Raw genomic sequence first — 14,608 nt, forward strand, 5'->3', positions numbered from 1 at the left:
CCTATTAGAATTTCAATCCGTTTTCACGAGCTGCATCAGCCAAAGCTTTCACACGTCCGTGATATAGATATCCACCGCGGTCGAACACCACTTCTGAAATACCTTTAGCGTTTGCACGTTCTGCAACGAGTTTACCGACAGTAACGGCTTGTTCAGTTTTAGTTCCTTTTGAAACTTCTTTGTCAAGAGTTGAAGCACTTGCGAGCGTTACACCCGCTACGTCATCAATCACTTGAGCGTAGATGCCTGTATTAGAACGGAATACGTTCAAACGTGGGCGATCAGCAGTTCCAGAGAGTTTTCCGCGAACGCGACGGTGGCGTTTTTGGCGGAGTTTGTTTTTATCTGGTTTAGAAATCACAGTTTTCACCTCTTTAGTTTTAAATCGTGTGCTATGCACTAAGTTGGAAAATAGGTTGGTGGTTGAAAATCAACCACTCAACATTATTTACCTGTTTTACCTTCTTTACGGCGAACGAATTCACCAACGTAACGGATACCTTTACCTTTATATGGTTCTGGTGAACGAAGGCTACGTACGTAAGCAGCTGTTTGACCAACTACTTCTTTTGAAATTCCGCTAACAACGATTGTTGTTGGGTTTGGAAGTTCAAAAGTAATTCCTTCTGGAGCTTCAACTTCGTCTGGATGTGATTTACCAACAGCCAAAACAAGTTTAGATCCTTGAAGTTGTGCACGGTAACCAACCCCGCGCATTTCAAGTTCTTTCTTGAATCCTTCTGATACACCAATTACCATGTTGTTCAAAAGGGCACGAGTAGTTCCGTGGATTGTTTTCATTTCTTTTGAATCGTTTGGACGGTGAAGAGTTACTTCAGTACCTTCCACACGAATTTCAATATCTTTTGAGAACTCACGAGTAAGTTCTCCTTTAGGTCCTTTTACAGTTACAACGTTGTCATTGTTAGTGATTTCAACACCAGCAGGCAACACGATAACTTTATTACCAATACGTGACATGTTTTTATTCTCCTGTTAAATTGTCAGGCCAGAACGGCCAGTTTTCACGGGGGTTAAAGATACTTATTGAGTTCAATAGCTAAATTGAACACGCTCTAAGAACTGTGCAAAATAGATAACTTGTCTTGTTTGTAAACAAACTTCTCCAACTTCCTAATTTTTCTTTGTTCTTCACGAGCTTTGTATCTTGATTTTACCAAACGTAAGCGATAACTTCCCCACCAACGTTCTTTTGGCGAGCTTCTTTATCAGTAAGCAAACCTTCAGAAGTTGAAAGGATAGCAATTCCAAGTCCGTTAAGAACTTTTGGAAGATCTTCACGTTTTTTGTAGACACGAAGTCCTGGTTTAGAAACACGTTTCAAGTTAGTGATAACTTTTTCACCGTTTGGTCCGTATTTAAGGAATACACGGATGATGCCTTGTTTGTCATCTTCGATGATTTCTACGTTCTTAACAAAACCTTCGCGTTTAAGGATTTCAGCAATCCCTTTTTTGATGTTTGATGCAGGTACTTCAAGTACTTCGTGTTTCGCTTGGTTAGCGTTACGAATACGAGTTAGGAAGTCTGCGATTGGGTCAGTCATAACCATTTTGTTTTTCTCCTCTTACTAGTAGTTTGCAAGTTGCACTTGCTAGTTAATGATTGAGCTAGGCTCAGATAGTATTGACACATTCAAATGAGAGAACTCTTATTTGAACACGAGCTACAACCTGTGCAAAAAAGATAAATTTGTTTTGGAGCATCGCTCCTTCACCAAATTTCCTATTTTTGCTGTGGTTGTTACGCTCTTTGTATCATGATATTACCAAGATGCTTTTGTTACACCAGGAATTTGTCCTTTGTAAGCTAATTCACGGAAGCAAACACGGCAAAGTTTAAATTTGCGGTAAACTGAATGTGGACGACCACATTTTTCACAACGAGTATAAGCTTGAGTAGAGAACTTCGCTGGACGTTTGTTCTTAGCAATCATTGATTTTTTAGCCATTAGATTTACCTCCTATATTATTTTGCAAAAGGCATTCCAAGGCCTGTAAGCAATGCACGTGACTCTTCGTCAGTGTTAGCAGTTGTTACGATAACGATGTCAAGACCACGAGTTTTGTCAACGTCATCAAAGTTGATTTCTGGGAAGATCAATTGTTCTTTCACACCAAGAGTGTAGTTTCCGCGTCCATCAAATGATTTTGTTGGAACACCGTGGAAGTCACGCACACGTGGAAGTGAAACTGAAACCAATTTGTCCAAGAATTCGTACATACGTTCACCACGAAGGGTAACTTTTGCACCGATCGCTACACCTTCACGAAGACGGAAGCCGGCGATTGATTTTTTAGCTTTAGTGATAAGTGGTTTTTGACCTGAGATAAGTGCCAATTCTTCAGCAGCTTTTTCAAGACTTTTAGCGTTTGATACAGCTTCACCAACACCCATGTTCAAAACGATCTTATCTACTTTAGGCACAGCCATCACTGATGAGTAGTTGAATTGTTCTGTCAAAGCAGGAACTACTTCATTAAGATATTTTTCTTTTAAACGATTTGCCATTATACTTCTCCTTTCCTTCGTGATTAATCAAGCACTTCGCCTGATTTTTTGTTGTAGCGAACTTTTTTACCGTCTACAAATTTGTAACCAACACGACCAGCTACACCGTTTTTGTCCAAAACTTGAACGTTTGATACGTGAATAGCTGCTTCTTTCTCGATGATACCACCTTGAGGAAGTTCGTTAGTTGGACGTTGGTGTTTCTTAACGATGTTAACACCTTCAACGATAACTTTGTTTACTTTTGGAAGGGCAGTAAGGACAACAGCTTCTGTTCCCTTATCTTTACCAGCGATTACGCGAACTTTGTCGCCTTTTTTTACAAACATTAGGTTTCTCCTTGATTTTTCTTACGCCCATAAGGGCACCCTAGCTTAAAGCTAGGGGACTAGTTTGTTTGTTTTTGCTCTGCGAAAATCAAAGCAATCCTTCGTCAGTTTCAACTCACCTAACTTAAGTTATGCTTTCGTCTTACTTCCTAGACTTGTTTTAATTTTCTTTGAGCAACCAATTAAAGTACTTCTGGAGCAAGTGACACGATCTTCATGAAGCCACCTTCACGCAATTCACGTGCAACTGGGCCAAAGATACGTGTTCCGCGAGGAGTTTTGTCTTCACGGATGATAACTGCTGCGTTTTCGTCAAATTTGATGTATGAACCATCAGCACGACGAGCACCTGATTTAGTACGAACGATAACAGCTTTTACAACGTCACCTTTTTTAACCGCACCACCAGGAGTAGCTTGTTTTACAGATGCCACGATAACATCACCGATGTTTGCAAATTTACGTCCTGAACCACCAAGAACTTTGATAGTCAAGATTTCGCGAGCACCGCTGTTGTCTGCGACTTTCAAACGAGTTTCTGTTTGAATCATTTCAGTTTTCTCCTTTCAGGTTTGATTAGATGATGACCGCTTCTTCAACAACTTCTACAAGACGGAAACGTTTTGTAGCTGAAAGCGGGCGAGTTTCCATGATACGAACGATATCGCCTTCTTTGGCAACATTGTTTTCATCATGTGCTTTGTATTTCTTAGAGTAGTTAATACGTTTACCATAGACTGGGTGGTTACGTTTTGTTTCAACTACAACTGTGATTGTCTTGTCCATTTTGTCAGATACAACACGTCCAACAAGAACTTTACGATTATTGCGTTCCATTGAAATTTCTCCTTCCCTAGTCTATTATTTCGCTTCAGATTGAACTGTTTTGATACGAGCAATTTGTTTTTTAACTTCTTTCAAGCGAGCTGTTTGTTCCAATTGACCAGTAGCAGCTTGGAAACGAAGTTCAAACAATTCTTTTTTCAATTCGTTTTCGCGCTTCGCGAGTTCTTCTTGAGAAAGACCACGAAGTTCTTTAACAAATTCTTTTACTTCATTAAGTTTCATGCCTTCTCCTTATTCTGCTTCACGTTTTACGAATTTACATTTAACTGGCAATTTGTGGCTTGCAAGACGAAGCGCTTCGCGAGCGATCTCTTCAGATACACCAGCGATTTCGAACATCACTTTACCACGTTTAACTGGTGCTACCCAACCTTCAGGTGCCCCTTTACCAGATCCCATACGCACACCGATAGCTTTAGCAGTGTATGATTTGTGTGGGAAGATTTTAATCCAAACTTTACCACCACGTTTCATGTAACGAGTCATGGCGATACGAGCAGCTTCGATTTGGCGGTTAGTGATCCAGTGGCTAGTTGTAGCTTGAAGACCGTATTCACCGAATGCTACTTCTTTTCCACCTTTTGCTTCACCGCGCATTTTTCCACGGAATTCACGACGGTGTTTAACACGTTTAGGTACTAACATTGGTTATTTACCTCCTTTAGTGTTTTTACGAGCTGGAAGAACTTCACCACGGTAGATCCATACTTTAACACCAAGTTTACCGTATGTAGTATCTGCTTCTTCCCAAGCGTAATCGATATCTGCACGAAGTGTGTGAAGTGGAACAGTTCCTTCAGAGTATCCTTCAGCACGGGCGATATCTGCACCGTTCAAACGACCTGATACTTGAGTTTTGATTCCTTTAGCTCCAGCACGCATTGCACGTTGGATTGCTTGTTTTTGTGCACGACGGAAAGCGACACGTTGCTCCAATTGACGAGCAATTCCTTCACCTACAAGGTGAGCATCCAAATCAGGTTGTTTGATTTCGATGATGTTGATGTGTACTTGTTTTCCAGTCAATTTGTTAAGTTTTGCACGGAGTGCATCAACGTTAGCACCACCTTTACCGATAACCATACCTGGTTTAGCAGTGTGAAGTGAAACGTTAACTTTGTTTACTGCGCGTTCAATTTCGATAGTTGAAACTGCTGCGTCAGCAAGTTCTTTTTGAACGAATTTACGGATTGCAAGATCTTCATGAAGGTAATCCGCGTATTCTTTTTCAGCATACCATTTGGCATCCCAATCACGGATGATGCCGACACGCATACCAATTGGATGTACTTTTTGACCCACGATGTTACCTCCTTATTTTTCTGCAACAGCTACAGTGATGTGAGCTGTACGTTTGTTGATTGGTGAAGCTGAACCTTTCGCACGTGGACGGAAACGTTTCATAGTTGGTCCTTCGTTTGCGAATGCTTCAGATACTACCAAGTTAGCTTTGTCCAAACCAAAGTTGTTTTCAGCGTTAGCTACAGCTGAGTTCAAAACTTTCAAGATGATTTCAGCAGCTTTGTTTGGTGTGAATGTCAAGATTGCAATAGCATCGGCTACGCTTTTACCACGGATGTTGTCAAGAACAAGACGTGATTTACGAGGTGAAACACGTACTGTACGAGCCATTGCTTTAGCTGAAGTAATTTCTGCCATTTATGTTCTCCTTATTTTCTACGTGTTTTCTTGTCGTCTGCAGCGTGACCTTTGTAAGTACGAGTTGGTGCAAATTCACCAAGTTTGTGACCTACCATGTCCTCTTGGATGTAAACAGGTACGTGTTTACGTCCGTCATAAACTGCAATAGTGTAACCAATGAAACTTGGGAAGATCGTTGAACGACGTGACCAAGTTTTGATAACTTTTTTCTTTTCGTCGTTAGCTTGAGCTTCAACTTTTTTCATCAAATGCTCATCGACGAAAGGTCCTTTTTTAAGACTGCGTCCCATTTTTATATTTTCTCCTTTAAATGTTGTACCACAGCGGCTTGCGCTCACATGGAGCGCTACCGAGCTGGCGGATTTCCTAGTTGCTTAGGCGACTAGTTTACTATTATTTCTCGTTGCGACGACGAACGATAAGTTTGTCAGATTTCGCTTTCTTGTTACGAGTTTTAAGACCAAGAGCAGGTTTGCCCCATGGAGTAGATGGCGCTTTACGACCAACTGGTGCTTTACCTTCACCACCACCGTGTGGGTGATCGTTAGGGTTCATTACAGAACCACGAACTGTTGGGCGGATACCTTTCCAACGGCTACGTCCTGCTTTACCAAGGTTTACAAGTCCATGTTGTTCGTTACCGACAACACCAACTGTAGCACGACAAGTTCCAAGAATCATACGAACTTCGCCAGATTGAAGACGAACAAGAACGTATTTACCTTCTTGACCCAATACTTGAGCAGAAGCTCCAGCTGCACGAACTAATTCTCCACCACGACCTGGTTTCAACTCGATGTTGTGGATCAAAGTACCAACTGGGATGTTAGCAAGTGGAAGAGCGTTTCCGACTTTGATATCTGCTTCTGGACCTGAAACGATACGTTGACCTACTTCAAGACCTTTTGGAGCGATAATGTATGCTTTCACACCGTCAGTGTAGTGTACAAGAGCGATGTTTGCAGAACGGTTTGGATCGTACTCGATAGTTTTAACAACTGCTTCAACGTTGTCTTTGTTACGTTTGAAGTCAACCAAACGGTAGAAACGTTTGTGTCCACCACCTTGGTGACGAACAGTGATACGACCGTTGTTGTTACGACCAGCCTTGCTCTTCAAAGCAACAAGCAATGATTTTTCAGGAGTGCTTGTTGTGATTTCAGCGAAATCCAAAGAAGTCATATTACGGCGACCGTTTGTTGTTGGTTTATAAACACGAATTCCCACGATATTTCCTCCTTAGATTATTCAGCTTCAGCAGCGAACAACTCGATTGCTTTTGAATCAGCTGTAAGTGTGATGATAGCTTTTTTAGTTTTGTTAGTAAAACCAGTGTAACGTCCAACACGTTTCGCTTTTGGTTTTACGTTGATTGTGTTAACATTGGCAACTTTAACACCTTCGAAAGCAGCTTCAACAGCTTGCTTGATCAAAAGTTTGTGTGCACGAGTGTCAACTTCAAATACATATTTTCCTGCTTCAAGTTGAGCCATTGAGCTTTCAGTGATAACAGGTTTTTTGATAACATCATACAAATTCATTATGCAAGAACCTCCTCGATTTTAGAGATAGCTGCTTGTGTGACAAGAAGTTTGTCGCTATTTGCGATGTCAAGAACACTTGCAGTTGTAGCAGTTGCAACTTTCACGTTTGGAAGGTTACGAGCTGAAAGAGCTGCGAATTCATTTCCTTCTTCAAGGATAACAAGAACTTTAGAATCGATGCTCAATGCTGCAAGAACTTTTGCAAATTCAGCAGTTTTTGGAGCTGTAAATGAAAGAGCGTCTACAGCTACGAATTTGTTTTCAGCAACTTTTTCAGAGTAAACTGATTTAAGAGCTAGGCGACGAACTTTTTGTGGAAGTTTGTAGCCGTATGAACGTGGAGTTGGTCCGAAGACAACACCACCACCACGCCATTGTGGTGAGCGGATAGAACCTTGACGAGCACGTCCAGTTCCTTTTTGACGCCATGGTTTGCGTCCACCACCTGATACTGCAGAGCGGTTTTTAACAGCGTGTGTTCCTTGACGAAGGCTTGCGCGTTGGCTGATGATCACATCAAACACAACTGATTCATTTGGTTCAATACCAAATACTGCATCGTTAAGAACAACTTGGCCAGCTTCTTTACCAGTTTGGTCAAATAATGTTACGTTTGCCATTGTGACTGATTTCCCCTTTCTTTATTATTTACCAGCTTTAACTGCTGATTTGATAGTGATAAGAGATTTCTTAGCACCTGGTACGTTACCTTTGATAAGGATAACGTTCTTTTCTGGAACAACTTGTACAACTTCAAGGTTTTGAATTGTTACGCGGTCGCCACCCATACGTCCTGCAAGGTTTTTACCTTTGAATACGCGGTTAGGTGCAACAGGTCCCATAGAACCTGGACGACGGTGGTAACGAGAACCGTGAGCCATTGGTCCACGTGATTGTCCATGGCGTTTGATAACACCTTGGAAACCTTTACCTTTAGAAGTACCAGTTACGTCAACAACGTCTCCAGCTGCGAATGTTTCAACTGTGATTTCAGCACCAACTTCCAAGCCTTCAACGTTTTTGAATTCACGAATGAAGCGCTTAGGAGCCGTGTTAGCTTTCGCTACATGTCCTTTAGCAGGTTTGTTGCTCAATACTTCACGTTTGTCATCGAAACCAACTTGGATAGCGTTATATCCGTCTGTTTCTACAGTTTTAACTTGAAGAACAACGTTTGGAGTTGCTTCAATAACTGTTACAGGGATCAATTCGCCAGCTTCAGTGAAGATTTGAGTCATTCCCACTTTTTTCCCTAAGATTCCTTTTGTCATGAGAAAATAGTTCCTTTTCTATATTTTTTATTCAAAAAGTTTTTAACGAGCGTTTTTTATGCTCAAGGTATCAAGCTTTAGATTAAAGTTTGATTTCTACGTTTACACCACTTGGAAGATCCAATTTCATCAACGCATCAACTGTTTTTTGAGTTGGGTTAACGATATCGATCAAACGTTTGTGTGTACGCATTTCAAATTGTTCGCGAGAGTCTTTGTATTTGTGAGTCGCACGAATAATTGTGTAGAGGCTACGCTCAGTTGGAAGTGGGATTGGACCCGCAACTTGTGCACCTGTACGAGTAGCTGATTCTACGATTTTTGCAGCCGCTGTGTCAAGCGTACGGTGTTCGTAAGCTTTCAAACGGATACGGATTTTTTTGTTTGCCATCTTTTTCTCCTTTTCGTCTATTTAAGATAATAGGCTAGCTCCACAAGAAAACCGACGCGCGTTGCGTGGCAATGCAACCGAGCGTGTCGCAACCTCTTGCATCAAAGCTAAGGCTGTAATTTACAGCACCATAATAGAATAACACAAAGCCCCTGCGATTGCAAGGGATTTGTGAGCTTTTTTTCGTTTTTTTAGGATGAAACTGTTTTCCTATTTCATCTTCCTATGATTACTGATTTACATCTATAAAAATCAATCTTTTCTTCTATATAATGTGTGTCATTTTAACCTTGAATGTATCGTCTGATTGATCCACTAGAATGTCCGCCCTTGACTCGGTTTCTCTATAGTATCGCAGATACTGCTCCCGTCTCATCTGATGGCTAGCCAATACAAAAGATGCATCCCGATTTCTCATAGTCGTATCTCGAGCTAAGCGCCTCTTTAATTCGGTCTCCTCATCCGTGTAGAAACAGATAGTTTTGTCAAAGAGTTCCTTGGGTAGAAATCCCACAGACATCCCTTCAACAATCAGAATCGGCTTGGCTCCAGACAAGACCTCGCTAGCCTTCCACGGTTCATCGATTGTTAAGACATCCATACCTGCCTGCAAGGCGAGAATATCTCTCTGTAAACTTGCCAGTTCATGCGCCACTGGGAGACAAGCTGTCACCTTTTGATCTGGCGCTTGCTTTGGTACTACCAGGTGACGTTCTGAGGTGATATAGGGATCTGTTTCTAGTAAATTTACTGTAGTAGAATCTAGGGCTTGATGTAATTCCTGAGCGAAGCTTGACTTGCCTGAAGCCCCATGGCCGTAGATCCCTAGCGTCCTAACTCTTCCCGTTACGATCTCTGAAACCAGTTGTTCTATCAGGTCTTTTTTCTTCATTCTCTCTTCACCTGCTCATAGCTTTCTTTTCCGTCATTAAGCTTGTCCCAAATCACCACTTGCCCACTTTTGAGGGATTTTTGCACATCAATGATACGTTGATTAGAGGAACCTCGGAACTGGAGCATAAGATTGCGCTTGCTTTTATCATACCGTCCATCGACAAGGATGTCAATCAGCGACAAGAGTTCCAATTTGTCTGGAGTCTCCAGCATCATTTCTTCCCACGTGTAGCCCGTCCAGGACCAGATGTCTTTGTCTGGCAATTCCTTTCGAATTCGCTTAACGAGAGGTAAGAGGATACCTGTATTAAGAAAAGGTTCTCCCCCCAGTAAGGTCAAGCCTTGAACATAGGGCTGGGCAAGGTCTACCATGATTTGTTCTTCTAATTCTGCCGTATAGGGAATGCCTGCGTTGAAAGACCAAGTCGCAACATTATAGCACCCCTCGCAGTGAAACATGCAACCTGATACATAGAGAGAGTTTCGCACACCTTCTCCATCGACAAAGTTAAAAGCCTTGTAATCAATGATTCGCCCTTTACTAAGCTCCTCACTTTTCCATTCACCTGGTTTTGGTATATTCCATGTCATCCTTCTACTCCAAATCTATCCAGTAACGTTCTACGCCATTGCGAATATCCTCAAAGAGTCCGCCATTTGCAACAATCACCGCCCTACTAGCAGGATTTTCCGTACTACAGGTCACAAGTGCTTTTTTGATGTTCTTTTCCTTGCCAAATTGCAGACCTTGTCTGAGGGCTTCTTTGGCATAACCTTTGCCTCTTTCAGATGGACGAATGGAGTAGCCAATATGGCCCCCATTTTCTAGTAAGTAGTCATTTAATCGGAGACGAAGGTTGAGAAAGCCAAGAGCCTGGCCTGCTACGTCAAAACTAACCAGCTGGATAGCAGGAACCCAGTTTTCAGGAATATTGAGTCCCGCTTCCGCTTGAAGATTTTCTTCTAGCCACTCTTCATAAACAAAATTGTTGGCGTTCCAAAACCCACCATCGTGGGCTGATTGAGTCTGTTCAAACTCTGCCATCATCTCTAAAACTGTTTCTTTATCTGCCAATATCGGTCTGCGTAGTTCCATATTCCCCTCCCACCTAAGAGAAAAGTGAGAGCAGACTCTCACTTTTATTTTTTCTTGTTCTTGTTTAAAAACTGTTCTCTGAGGTTGAGCAAGCGTTCTTTTTTACCTGTTCCACCTTTCGAGTGTTTCTCGTGATAACGGGTCACTTGTGCGCGTCCCTTATCGTCTAATTGGTATTTCCCCATTCCATTTCCTTCTAATTTGTTACTTCATGTCCTGCTGTTTTAATAGTTGAACCGTTCATGTGTTTGACACGCGCAGCGATTTCCTTGTGGCGTCCGTTAACCATCGGACGTGCTTGAGGATTTCCCAGATAACCACACGTACGTTTGACCACATCTACTGTTTTAGGGTCGCTATTGCCACAGTTGGGACAAGCAAATCCTCTCTCAGTTGGTTCAAAATCCCCTTCAAAGTCGCACTTGTAGCAACGATCAATCGGAGTATTGGTCCCTAGATAACCGACACGGTCATAGGCATAGTCCCAAACAGCTTCCAAGGCTTTAGGATTTTGTTGAAGAACTGGATACTCACAATAATGGATGAAACCACCTGACGCACCTGCTTCTGGATAAACTTTCTCAAAGTCTAATTTTTCAAACGGTGTTGGATTTTTCCGGACATCGTAGTGGAACGAGTTGGTGTAGTATTCCTTATCCGTGATGTCAGGAATAGAGCCGAACTTCTCTGTATCCAAACGACAAAAACGGTCCGTCAAACTTTCGGATGGTGTTGAGTAGATAGAGAAATGGTAATCATATTGATCTGACCACTCTTCTACACGTCGTTTCATATCACGAATGATGTCAAGCGTGAATTCCTTGGCTTCAGGATTGCTTTCCCAGCTATTACCAAAGAAGACCGTCGCCACTTCATACAAACCGATATAGCCTAGAGAAATAGTTGCACGGCGATTCTTAAAGAGTTGGTCTACACTTTCTTCTTTTCCGAGACGGCGGCCGAAGGCTCCATACTGATAAAGGATAGGGGCATTTGCTGGTGTTGCTTCCTTGGTTCGTTCGACACGATAAACCAGAGCATCCTCCGCGATGTTCATTCGCTCGTTGAAGATTTCCCAGAACTTGTTCAAGTCACCATCGGACTCGAGAGCGATACGAGGCAGATTGACTGTCACAACACCTAGATTCATACGACCTGAATTGACCTCAACACCATTTTCATCTTTCCAGCCTTGAAGGAAAGAACGGCATCCCATAGGAACCTTGAAGGAGCCTGTCAGCTCGATAATCTTATCATAGGACAAGACATCTGGGTACATCCGCTTGGTTGCACACTCAAGAGCCAACTGTTTGATGTCGTAGTTAGGTGAACCTTTCTCTAAGTTGAGTCCTCTTTTTAGCGTAAAGATGAGTTTAGGGAAGATGGCTGTTCGATGTTCTGAACCCAGACCCTTGATACGAATGGTCAAAATAGCTTTTTGAATTTCACGCTCAAAACGATTGGTTCCCAGACCAAAACCTAGCGAAGTAAAAGGTGTTTGGCCATTTGAAGTGAAGAGGGTGTTGATTTCATACTCGAGAGATTGCATGGCATCGTAGATGTCCTTTTGCGTTTTCTTCCAAGCATAATCTTCCCGTTTATCAGGCAGGACCCACTCTTCCGCATCCTTGAGGTGTTTCTGGTAATTCTTCTCTGCATACGGAGCTAAGACTTCATCGATACGGTCAGCTGAGCAGCCCCCGTACTGGCTAGAAGCGACATTGGCGATGATTTGTGAAATTTGAGCTGTCGCAGTCTGGATAGACTTAGGACTCTCTACCTCTGCATTGCCAATCTTAAAACCATTTTCCAACATGCCTTTAAAATCAATCAAACAGCAGTTGGTCATAGGAGTGTAGGGGCTGTAGTCCAAGTCATGATAGTGGATATCCCCTTTTTGGTGAGCATTGGCTACGTGCTTAGGAAGCATTTGCAGTCCGATTGATTTCCCAACAATCCCCGCTGTCAAATCACGTTGGGTGTTGAAGACATCGCTATCTTTATTGGCATTTTCATTGACAACTGCTTGATCTTTATTGAGGAGCTTATGGATACTAAAGTTGATATCTGTCGCTTTTGAGCGCTCAAAATCCCTTTGTGTCCGATAAGTGATATACTCCTCAGCTAGCGCATATTCTTTGGCTTCAAGGAGTTCATGTTCTACGACATTTTGAATTTCGTAAATCTTGACACCTTGAGGGAAGCGGCTGTGAATTTCCGTCACGATTCTTTCAACTAGACCATTTAGGCGTTTTTCTACTAGAGGCGTAACGTCCATAACCTTTTCCGCCGCCTTGTGGAGAGCCTTGTCAATCTTGTCTACATCAAACACCACACGTCTACCATCTCGTTTTTCAACGAACAAGGTGGGAACGGTTGCAAGCTTTTCTTCTAATACAATCATATCCATGCTCTTTTCTAAAATGTTGTTCTATGAAGTATTATACCACTCTAAAAATAAAAATCAATATCTTGTGTTAAAAATCCTAAAATTTTTAAAATTCCACAAGATATTGATTTTTTGTTATTTTGATTTATAAAGTTTGAACTCGCTAGTATCTGTCTGAACAAGCTCATAGTTTTCACTGAGCCAGCTCTCTACATCTGACCACAAGGCAACTTTTTGATTGACCAAAATCATCTTCGGTTGATTCTCTTTCAGGTCATTCATCAGTTTGGTTTTATTTTCATCGCTTGCAGTATAAAGTGTTGGAGTTGATAGAGAAGTCGGCGCCAAGCGTTCACTTGCACGGTAGAAATCAGGACGATCATCCCAAGCATAGACACGATCCTCAGAACTCGTTTGTTGTTTGACCACGCTGGCAAGACGTTCTCTCTCCTGATAAGCCGCTGGGTGAGAAAGGTAGCGACTCACGATAGGAAGAACAATGAGATAGGCAAGGGCAATCAGTGGTAGATAGAAATTTCCTTTAAGGAAAGAAGTTTGTTTCTCACGTCTTCTTCTACGACGACTCCCTCCTTCAGAAACATCTTCCTTGATTCCTGTCAGAAGGAGCAAGACCAAGAAAGGAATTAGCACCACAAGACGAGTACCGTTGATAGGTTCTTTGGAGAGAATCAAGATTCCCAAAGAAACCAACAATCCCAAGCTAGCAGCAATTGAGAGGGCATATTGCTTGGCTGGTTTTGACTGGAACAAGCCTGCAAAGAGCAAACCAAGGAAACCTAATCCAATAGCAAGCAAGCCATAGAAGGCTGCATTTTCAAGCAAATGCGAGTTCGAAAAGAGGCTAAGAGTATTTACCGGATACAAGGTCTGGCTAATGGCATCTCCAAAACTACCTGTCCACACTGTATAGTAGCCTAAAGGATAGAATAAGAGTGAAAATCCTAGGGCTGACGCAAAGAACTGATATAGGCCATGAACAAAGTGACCTTTGCCTAGATTAAAGCCGATAATACCCAAGGCCAGTACAGCCGCAAACAAGGCGGTTGGGATTGACGCAAGGAAGAAAGCAAGTGCAAGGCTCATCCCCACTCGTACAAATCCTTTGTCGTCCTTTGGAAAAGCTAGATAATTTGTAACGATACTCAATGAATAAAATAGGAAAGGCAGAGCTAGCAAGAGAGCATAACCGCCACCAAAAGCGAGGCCTGCTACAAGCAAGTATAAAATAAAGACAACTCGCTTCGCTTCTTTTTCTTGACCGACAAGAGTATCCGCAGCCTTAAAAAGAATAATACCTGCTCCAAACAAAGCCAACCACTCAACCAAAGCAAGCAGAATACTTCCTAGGGAAAGATAGGTTAGCAAGTAATAGAGCAATCCATTCGTTCCAAAGTAATCTGTATACATTTGACCATTTTGATGCAAGGCCCAACCGGTATAAAGATCCTGACTTTGTTGCGGACTGATTAAACCAAAAATAAAAGGCAGGGCAACCGAAATGGCTGTGGCTACTAAACTCCAAAGCAAAATACTAAAAAAGGGAATGGGAGCTCCTTCTCGTTTTTCTGGCACTGACCAGTCTTGGTAATGAGATTCTTCTTGTTTCTCATCTATTTTCCCGTATACGTTCATT

24 protein-coding genes are annotated in these 14,608 nt (G+C 42.2%); all 24 read right to left on the reverse strand.

All coding sequences use genetic code 11. The annotated features are described in order from the left end of the window. Positions 1-4 precede the first annotated feature (4 nt). The 24 genes from rplR to FD735_RS08845 all read right to left on the reverse strand — a co-directional run bounded on the left by rplR (position 5) and on the right by FD735_RS08845 (position 14,607). On the reverse strand, positions 5-361 hold the full coding sequence (gene rplR / locus FD735_RS08730) for a 50S ribosomal protein L18 (protein WP_004244055.1): 357 nt from the start codon (positions 359-361) through the stop codon (positions 5-7). Positions 362-444: 83 nt separating this feature from the next. Beyond that, positions 445-981, reverse strand: a complete 537-nt coding sequence (rplF, locus tag FD735_RS08735; RefSeq protein ID WP_000086624.1) for a 50S ribosomal protein L6 — start codon at positions 979-981, stop codon at positions 445-447. 193 nt (positions 982-1,174) lie between these two features. Beyond that, positions 1,175-1,573, reverse strand: a complete 399-nt coding sequence (gene rpsH, locus FD735_RS08740; protein ID WP_000245504.1) for a 30S ribosomal protein S8 — start codon at positions 1,571-1,573, stop codon at positions 1,175-1,177. Between the two features lie 213 nt (positions 1,574-1,786). Then, positions 1,787-1,972, reverse strand: a complete 186-nt coding sequence (locus FD735_RS08745; RefSeq protein ID WP_001085697.1) for a type Z 30S ribosomal protein S14 — start codon at positions 1,970-1,972, stop codon at positions 1,787-1,789. Between the two features lie 17 nt (positions 1,973-1,989). Beyond that, positions 1,990-2,532 carry a 50S ribosomal protein L5 gene (gene rplE, locus FD735_RS08750; protein WP_000013542.1) on the reverse strand — a complete coding sequence of 181 codons (543 nt, stop codon included), beginning with the start codon at positions 2,530-2,532 and terminating at the stop codon, positions 1,990-1,992. 23 nt (positions 2,533-2,555) lie between these two features. Further along, positions 2,556-2,861, reverse strand: a complete 306-nt coding sequence (rplX, locus tag FD735_RS08755; protein WP_000497691.1) for a 50S ribosomal protein L24 — start codon at positions 2,859-2,861, stop codon at positions 2,556-2,558. 182 nt (positions 2,862-3,043) lie between these two features. After that, positions 3,044-3,412, reverse strand: a complete 369-nt coding sequence (gene rplN, locus FD735_RS08760; protein WP_000616545.1) for a 50S ribosomal protein L14 — start codon at positions 3,410-3,412, stop codon at positions 3,044-3,046. Between the two features lie 25 nt (positions 3,413-3,437). Then, complete coding sequence (rpsQ, locus tag FD735_RS08765; protein ID WP_000440801.1) at positions 3,438-3,698, reverse strand: 30S ribosomal protein S17; 261 nt, start codon at positions 3,696-3,698, stop codon at positions 3,438-3,440. A 24-nt stretch (positions 3,699-3,722) separates the two neighbouring features. Next, positions 3,723-3,929: a 50S ribosomal protein L29 gene (rpmC, locus tag FD735_RS08770; RefSeq protein WP_000772918.1), complete on the reverse strand. Its 207-nt coding sequence runs from the start codon at positions 3,927-3,929 to the stop codon at positions 3,723-3,725. 9 nt (positions 3,930-3,938) lie between these two features. Further along, positions 3,939-4,352 carry a 50S ribosomal protein L16 gene (gene rplP / locus FD735_RS08775; RefSeq protein WP_000960946.1) on the reverse strand — a complete coding sequence of 138 codons (414 nt, stop codon included), beginning with the start codon at positions 4,350-4,352 and terminating at the stop codon, positions 3,939-3,941. Between the two features lie 3 nt (positions 4,353-4,355). Next, on the reverse strand, positions 4,356-5,009 hold the full coding sequence (gene rpsC / locus FD735_RS08780; protein WP_000529936.1) for a 30S ribosomal protein S3: 654 nt from the start codon (positions 5,007-5,009) through the stop codon (positions 4,356-4,358). 12 nt (positions 5,010-5,021) lie between these two features. Then, entirely contained in the window at positions 5,022-5,366 is a 345-nt protein-coding gene (rplV, locus tag FD735_RS08785; RefSeq protein WP_000818137.1) for a 50S ribosomal protein L22, read from the reverse strand. Positions 5,367-5,377: 11 nt separating this feature from the next. Further along, positions 5,378-5,659 (reverse strand): 30S ribosomal protein S19, encoded by a 282-nt coding sequence (gene rpsS, locus FD735_RS08790; protein WP_000533766.1) that lies wholly within the window; start codon positions 5,657-5,659, stop codon positions 5,378-5,380. 103 nt (positions 5,660-5,762) lie between these two features. Then, positions 5,763-6,596 carry a 50S ribosomal protein L2 gene (gene rplB / locus FD735_RS08795; RefSeq protein ID WP_000512910.1) on the reverse strand — a complete coding sequence of 278 codons (834 nt, stop codon included), beginning with the start codon at positions 6,594-6,596 and terminating at the stop codon, positions 5,763-5,765. A 17-nt stretch (positions 6,597-6,613) separates the two neighbouring features. Then, on the reverse strand, positions 6,614-6,910 hold the full coding sequence (locus FD735_RS08800) for a 50S ribosomal protein L23 (RefSeq protein WP_001055347.1): 297 nt from the start codon (positions 6,908-6,910) through the stop codon (positions 6,614-6,616). After that, complete coding sequence (gene rplD, locus FD735_RS08805) at positions 6,910-7,533, reverse strand: 50S ribosomal protein L4 (protein WP_000024537.1); 624 nt, start codon at positions 7,531-7,533, stop codon at positions 6,910-6,912. Before rplD ends, FD735_RS08800 begins: the two co-directional genes overlap by 1 nt. Before the next feature lie 24 nt (positions 7,534-7,557). Further along, a complete protein-coding gene (gene rplC / locus FD735_RS08810) occupies positions 7,558-8,184 on the reverse strand; it encodes a 50S ribosomal protein L3 (RefSeq protein ID WP_000160197.1) in 627 nt (208 codons plus the stop codon). An 82-nt stretch (positions 8,185-8,266) separates the two neighbouring features. Beyond that, a complete protein-coding gene (rpsJ, locus tag FD735_RS08815) occupies positions 8,267-8,575 on the reverse strand; it encodes a 30S ribosomal protein S10 (RefSeq protein ID WP_001284513.1) in 309 nt (102 codons plus the stop codon). A gap of 265 nt (positions 8,576-8,840) precedes the next feature. After that, positions 8,841-9,467 carry a uridine kinase gene (locus tag FD735_RS08820; protein WP_125423170.1) on the reverse strand — a complete coding sequence of 209 codons (627 nt, stop codon included), beginning with the start codon at positions 9,465-9,467 and terminating at the stop codon, positions 8,841-8,843. After that, positions 9,464-10,060 carry an anaerobic ribonucleoside-triphosphate reductase activating protein gene (gene nrdG / locus FD735_RS08825; protein ID WP_084971909.1) on the reverse strand — a complete coding sequence of 199 codons (597 nt, stop codon included), beginning with the start codon at positions 10,058-10,060 and terminating at the stop codon, positions 9,464-9,466. Before nrdG ends, FD735_RS08820 begins: the two co-directional genes overlap by 4 nt. Before the next feature lie 4 nt (positions 10,061-10,064). After that, complete coding sequence (locus tag FD735_RS08830; protein WP_125391433.1) at positions 10,065-10,565, reverse strand: GNAT family N-acetyltransferase; 501 nt, start codon at positions 10,563-10,565, stop codon at positions 10,065-10,067. Between the two features lie 44 nt (positions 10,566-10,609). Beyond that, positions 10,610-10,750, reverse strand: a complete 141-nt coding sequence (locus FD735_RS08835) for a hypothetical protein (protein ID WP_000521625.1) — start codon at positions 10,748-10,750, stop codon at positions 10,610-10,612. 11 nt (positions 10,751-10,761) lie between these two features. Continuing rightward, positions 10,762-12,969, reverse strand: coding sequence for an anaerobic ribonucleoside-triphosphate reductase (gene nrdD / locus FD735_RS08840; RefSeq protein WP_084974772.1), 2,208 nt, complete (start codon positions 12,967-12,969; stop codon positions 10,762-10,764). Positions 12,970-13,089: 120 nt separating this feature from the next. Further along, positions 13,090-14,607, reverse strand: coding sequence for a damage-inducible protein CinA (locus FD735_RS08845; RefSeq protein WP_139658986.1), 1,518 nt, complete (start codon positions 14,605-14,607; stop codon positions 13,090-13,092). Between the last annotated feature and the right edge of the window lies 1 nt (position 14,608).

Source organism: Streptococcus sp. 1643 (genome assembly GCF_006228325.1).
In the GTDB taxonomy this organism is placed as follows: Bacteria; Bacillota; Bacilli; order Lactobacillales; family Streptococcaceae; genus Streptococcus.

Coding starts and splice junctions, on each gene's coding strand:
- rpsH (WP_000245504.1), bottom strand. CDS start 1,573: ATGGTTATGACTGACCCAATCGCAGACTTCCTAACTCGTATTCGTAAC.
- FD735_RS08845 (WP_139658986.1), bottom strand. CDS start 14,607: ATGAACGTATACGGGAAAATAGATGAGAAACAAGAAGAATCTCATTAC.
- rpsS (WP_000533766.1), bottom strand. CDS start 5,659: ATGGGACGCAGTCTTAAAAAAGGACCTTTCGTCGATGAGCATTTGATG.
- FD735_RS08800 (WP_001055347.1), bottom strand. CDS start 6,910: ATGAATTTGTATGATGTTATCAAAAAACCTGTTATCACTGAAAGCTCA.
- rplV (WP_000818137.1), bottom strand. CDS start 5,366: ATGGCAGAAATTACTTCAGCTAAAGCAATGGCTCGTACAGTACGTGTT.
- rplN (WP_000616545.1), bottom strand. CDS start 3,412: ATGATTCAAACAGAAACTCGTTTGAAAGTCGCAGACAACAGCGGTGCT.
- nrdD (WP_084974772.1), bottom strand. CDS start 12,969: ATGATTGTATTAGAAGAAAAGCTTGCAACCGTTCCCACCTTGTTCGTT.
- FD735_RS08830 (WP_125391433.1), bottom strand. CDS start 10,565: ATGGAACTACGCAGACCGATATTGGCAGATAAAGAAACAGTTTTAGAG.
- FD735_RS08835 (WP_000521625.1), bottom strand. CDS start 10,750: ATGGGGAAATACCAATTAGACGATAAGGGACGCGCACAAGTGACCCGT.
- rplE (WP_000013542.1), bottom strand. CDS start 2,532: ATGGCAAATCGTTTAAAAGAAAAATATCTTAATGAAGTAGTTCCTGCT.
- FD735_RS08820 (WP_125423170.1), bottom strand. CDS start 9,467: ATGAAGAAAAAAGACCTGATAGAACAACTGGTTTCAGAGATCGTAACG.
- rpmC (WP_000772918.1), bottom strand. CDS start 3,929: ATGAAACTTAATGAAGTAAAAGAATTTGTTAAAGAACTTCGTGGTCTT.
- rplP (WP_000960946.1), bottom strand. CDS start 4,352: ATGTTAGTACCTAAACGTGTTAAACACCGTCGTGAATTCCGTGGAAAA.
- nrdG (WP_084971909.1), bottom strand. CDS start 10,060: ATGACATGGAATATACCAAAACCAGGTGAATGGAAAAGTGAGGAGCTT.
- rplC (WP_000160197.1), bottom strand. CDS start 8,184: ATGACAAAAGGAATCTTAGGGAAAAAAGTGGGAATGACTCAAATCTTC.
- rpsQ (WP_000440801.1), bottom strand. CDS start 3,698: ATGGAACGCAATAATCGTAAAGTTCTTGTTGGACGTGTTGTATCTGAC.
- FD735_RS08745 (WP_001085697.1), bottom strand. CDS start 1,972: ATGGCTAAAAAATCAATGATTGCTAAGAACAAACGTCCAGCGAAGTTC.
- rplX (WP_000497691.1), bottom strand. CDS start 2,861: ATGTTTGTAAAAAAAGGCGACAAAGTTCGCGTAATCGCTGGTAAAGAT.
- rplF (WP_000086624.1), bottom strand. CDS start 981: ATGTCACGTATTGGTAATAAAGTTATCGTGTTGCCTGCTGGTGTTGAA.
- rplD (WP_000024537.1), bottom strand. CDS start 7,533: ATGGCAAACGTAACATTATTTGACCAAACTGGTAAAGAAGCTGGCCAA.
- rpsJ (WP_001284513.1), bottom strand. CDS start 8,575: ATGGCAAACAAAAAAATCCGTATCCGTTTGAAAGCTTACGAACACCGT.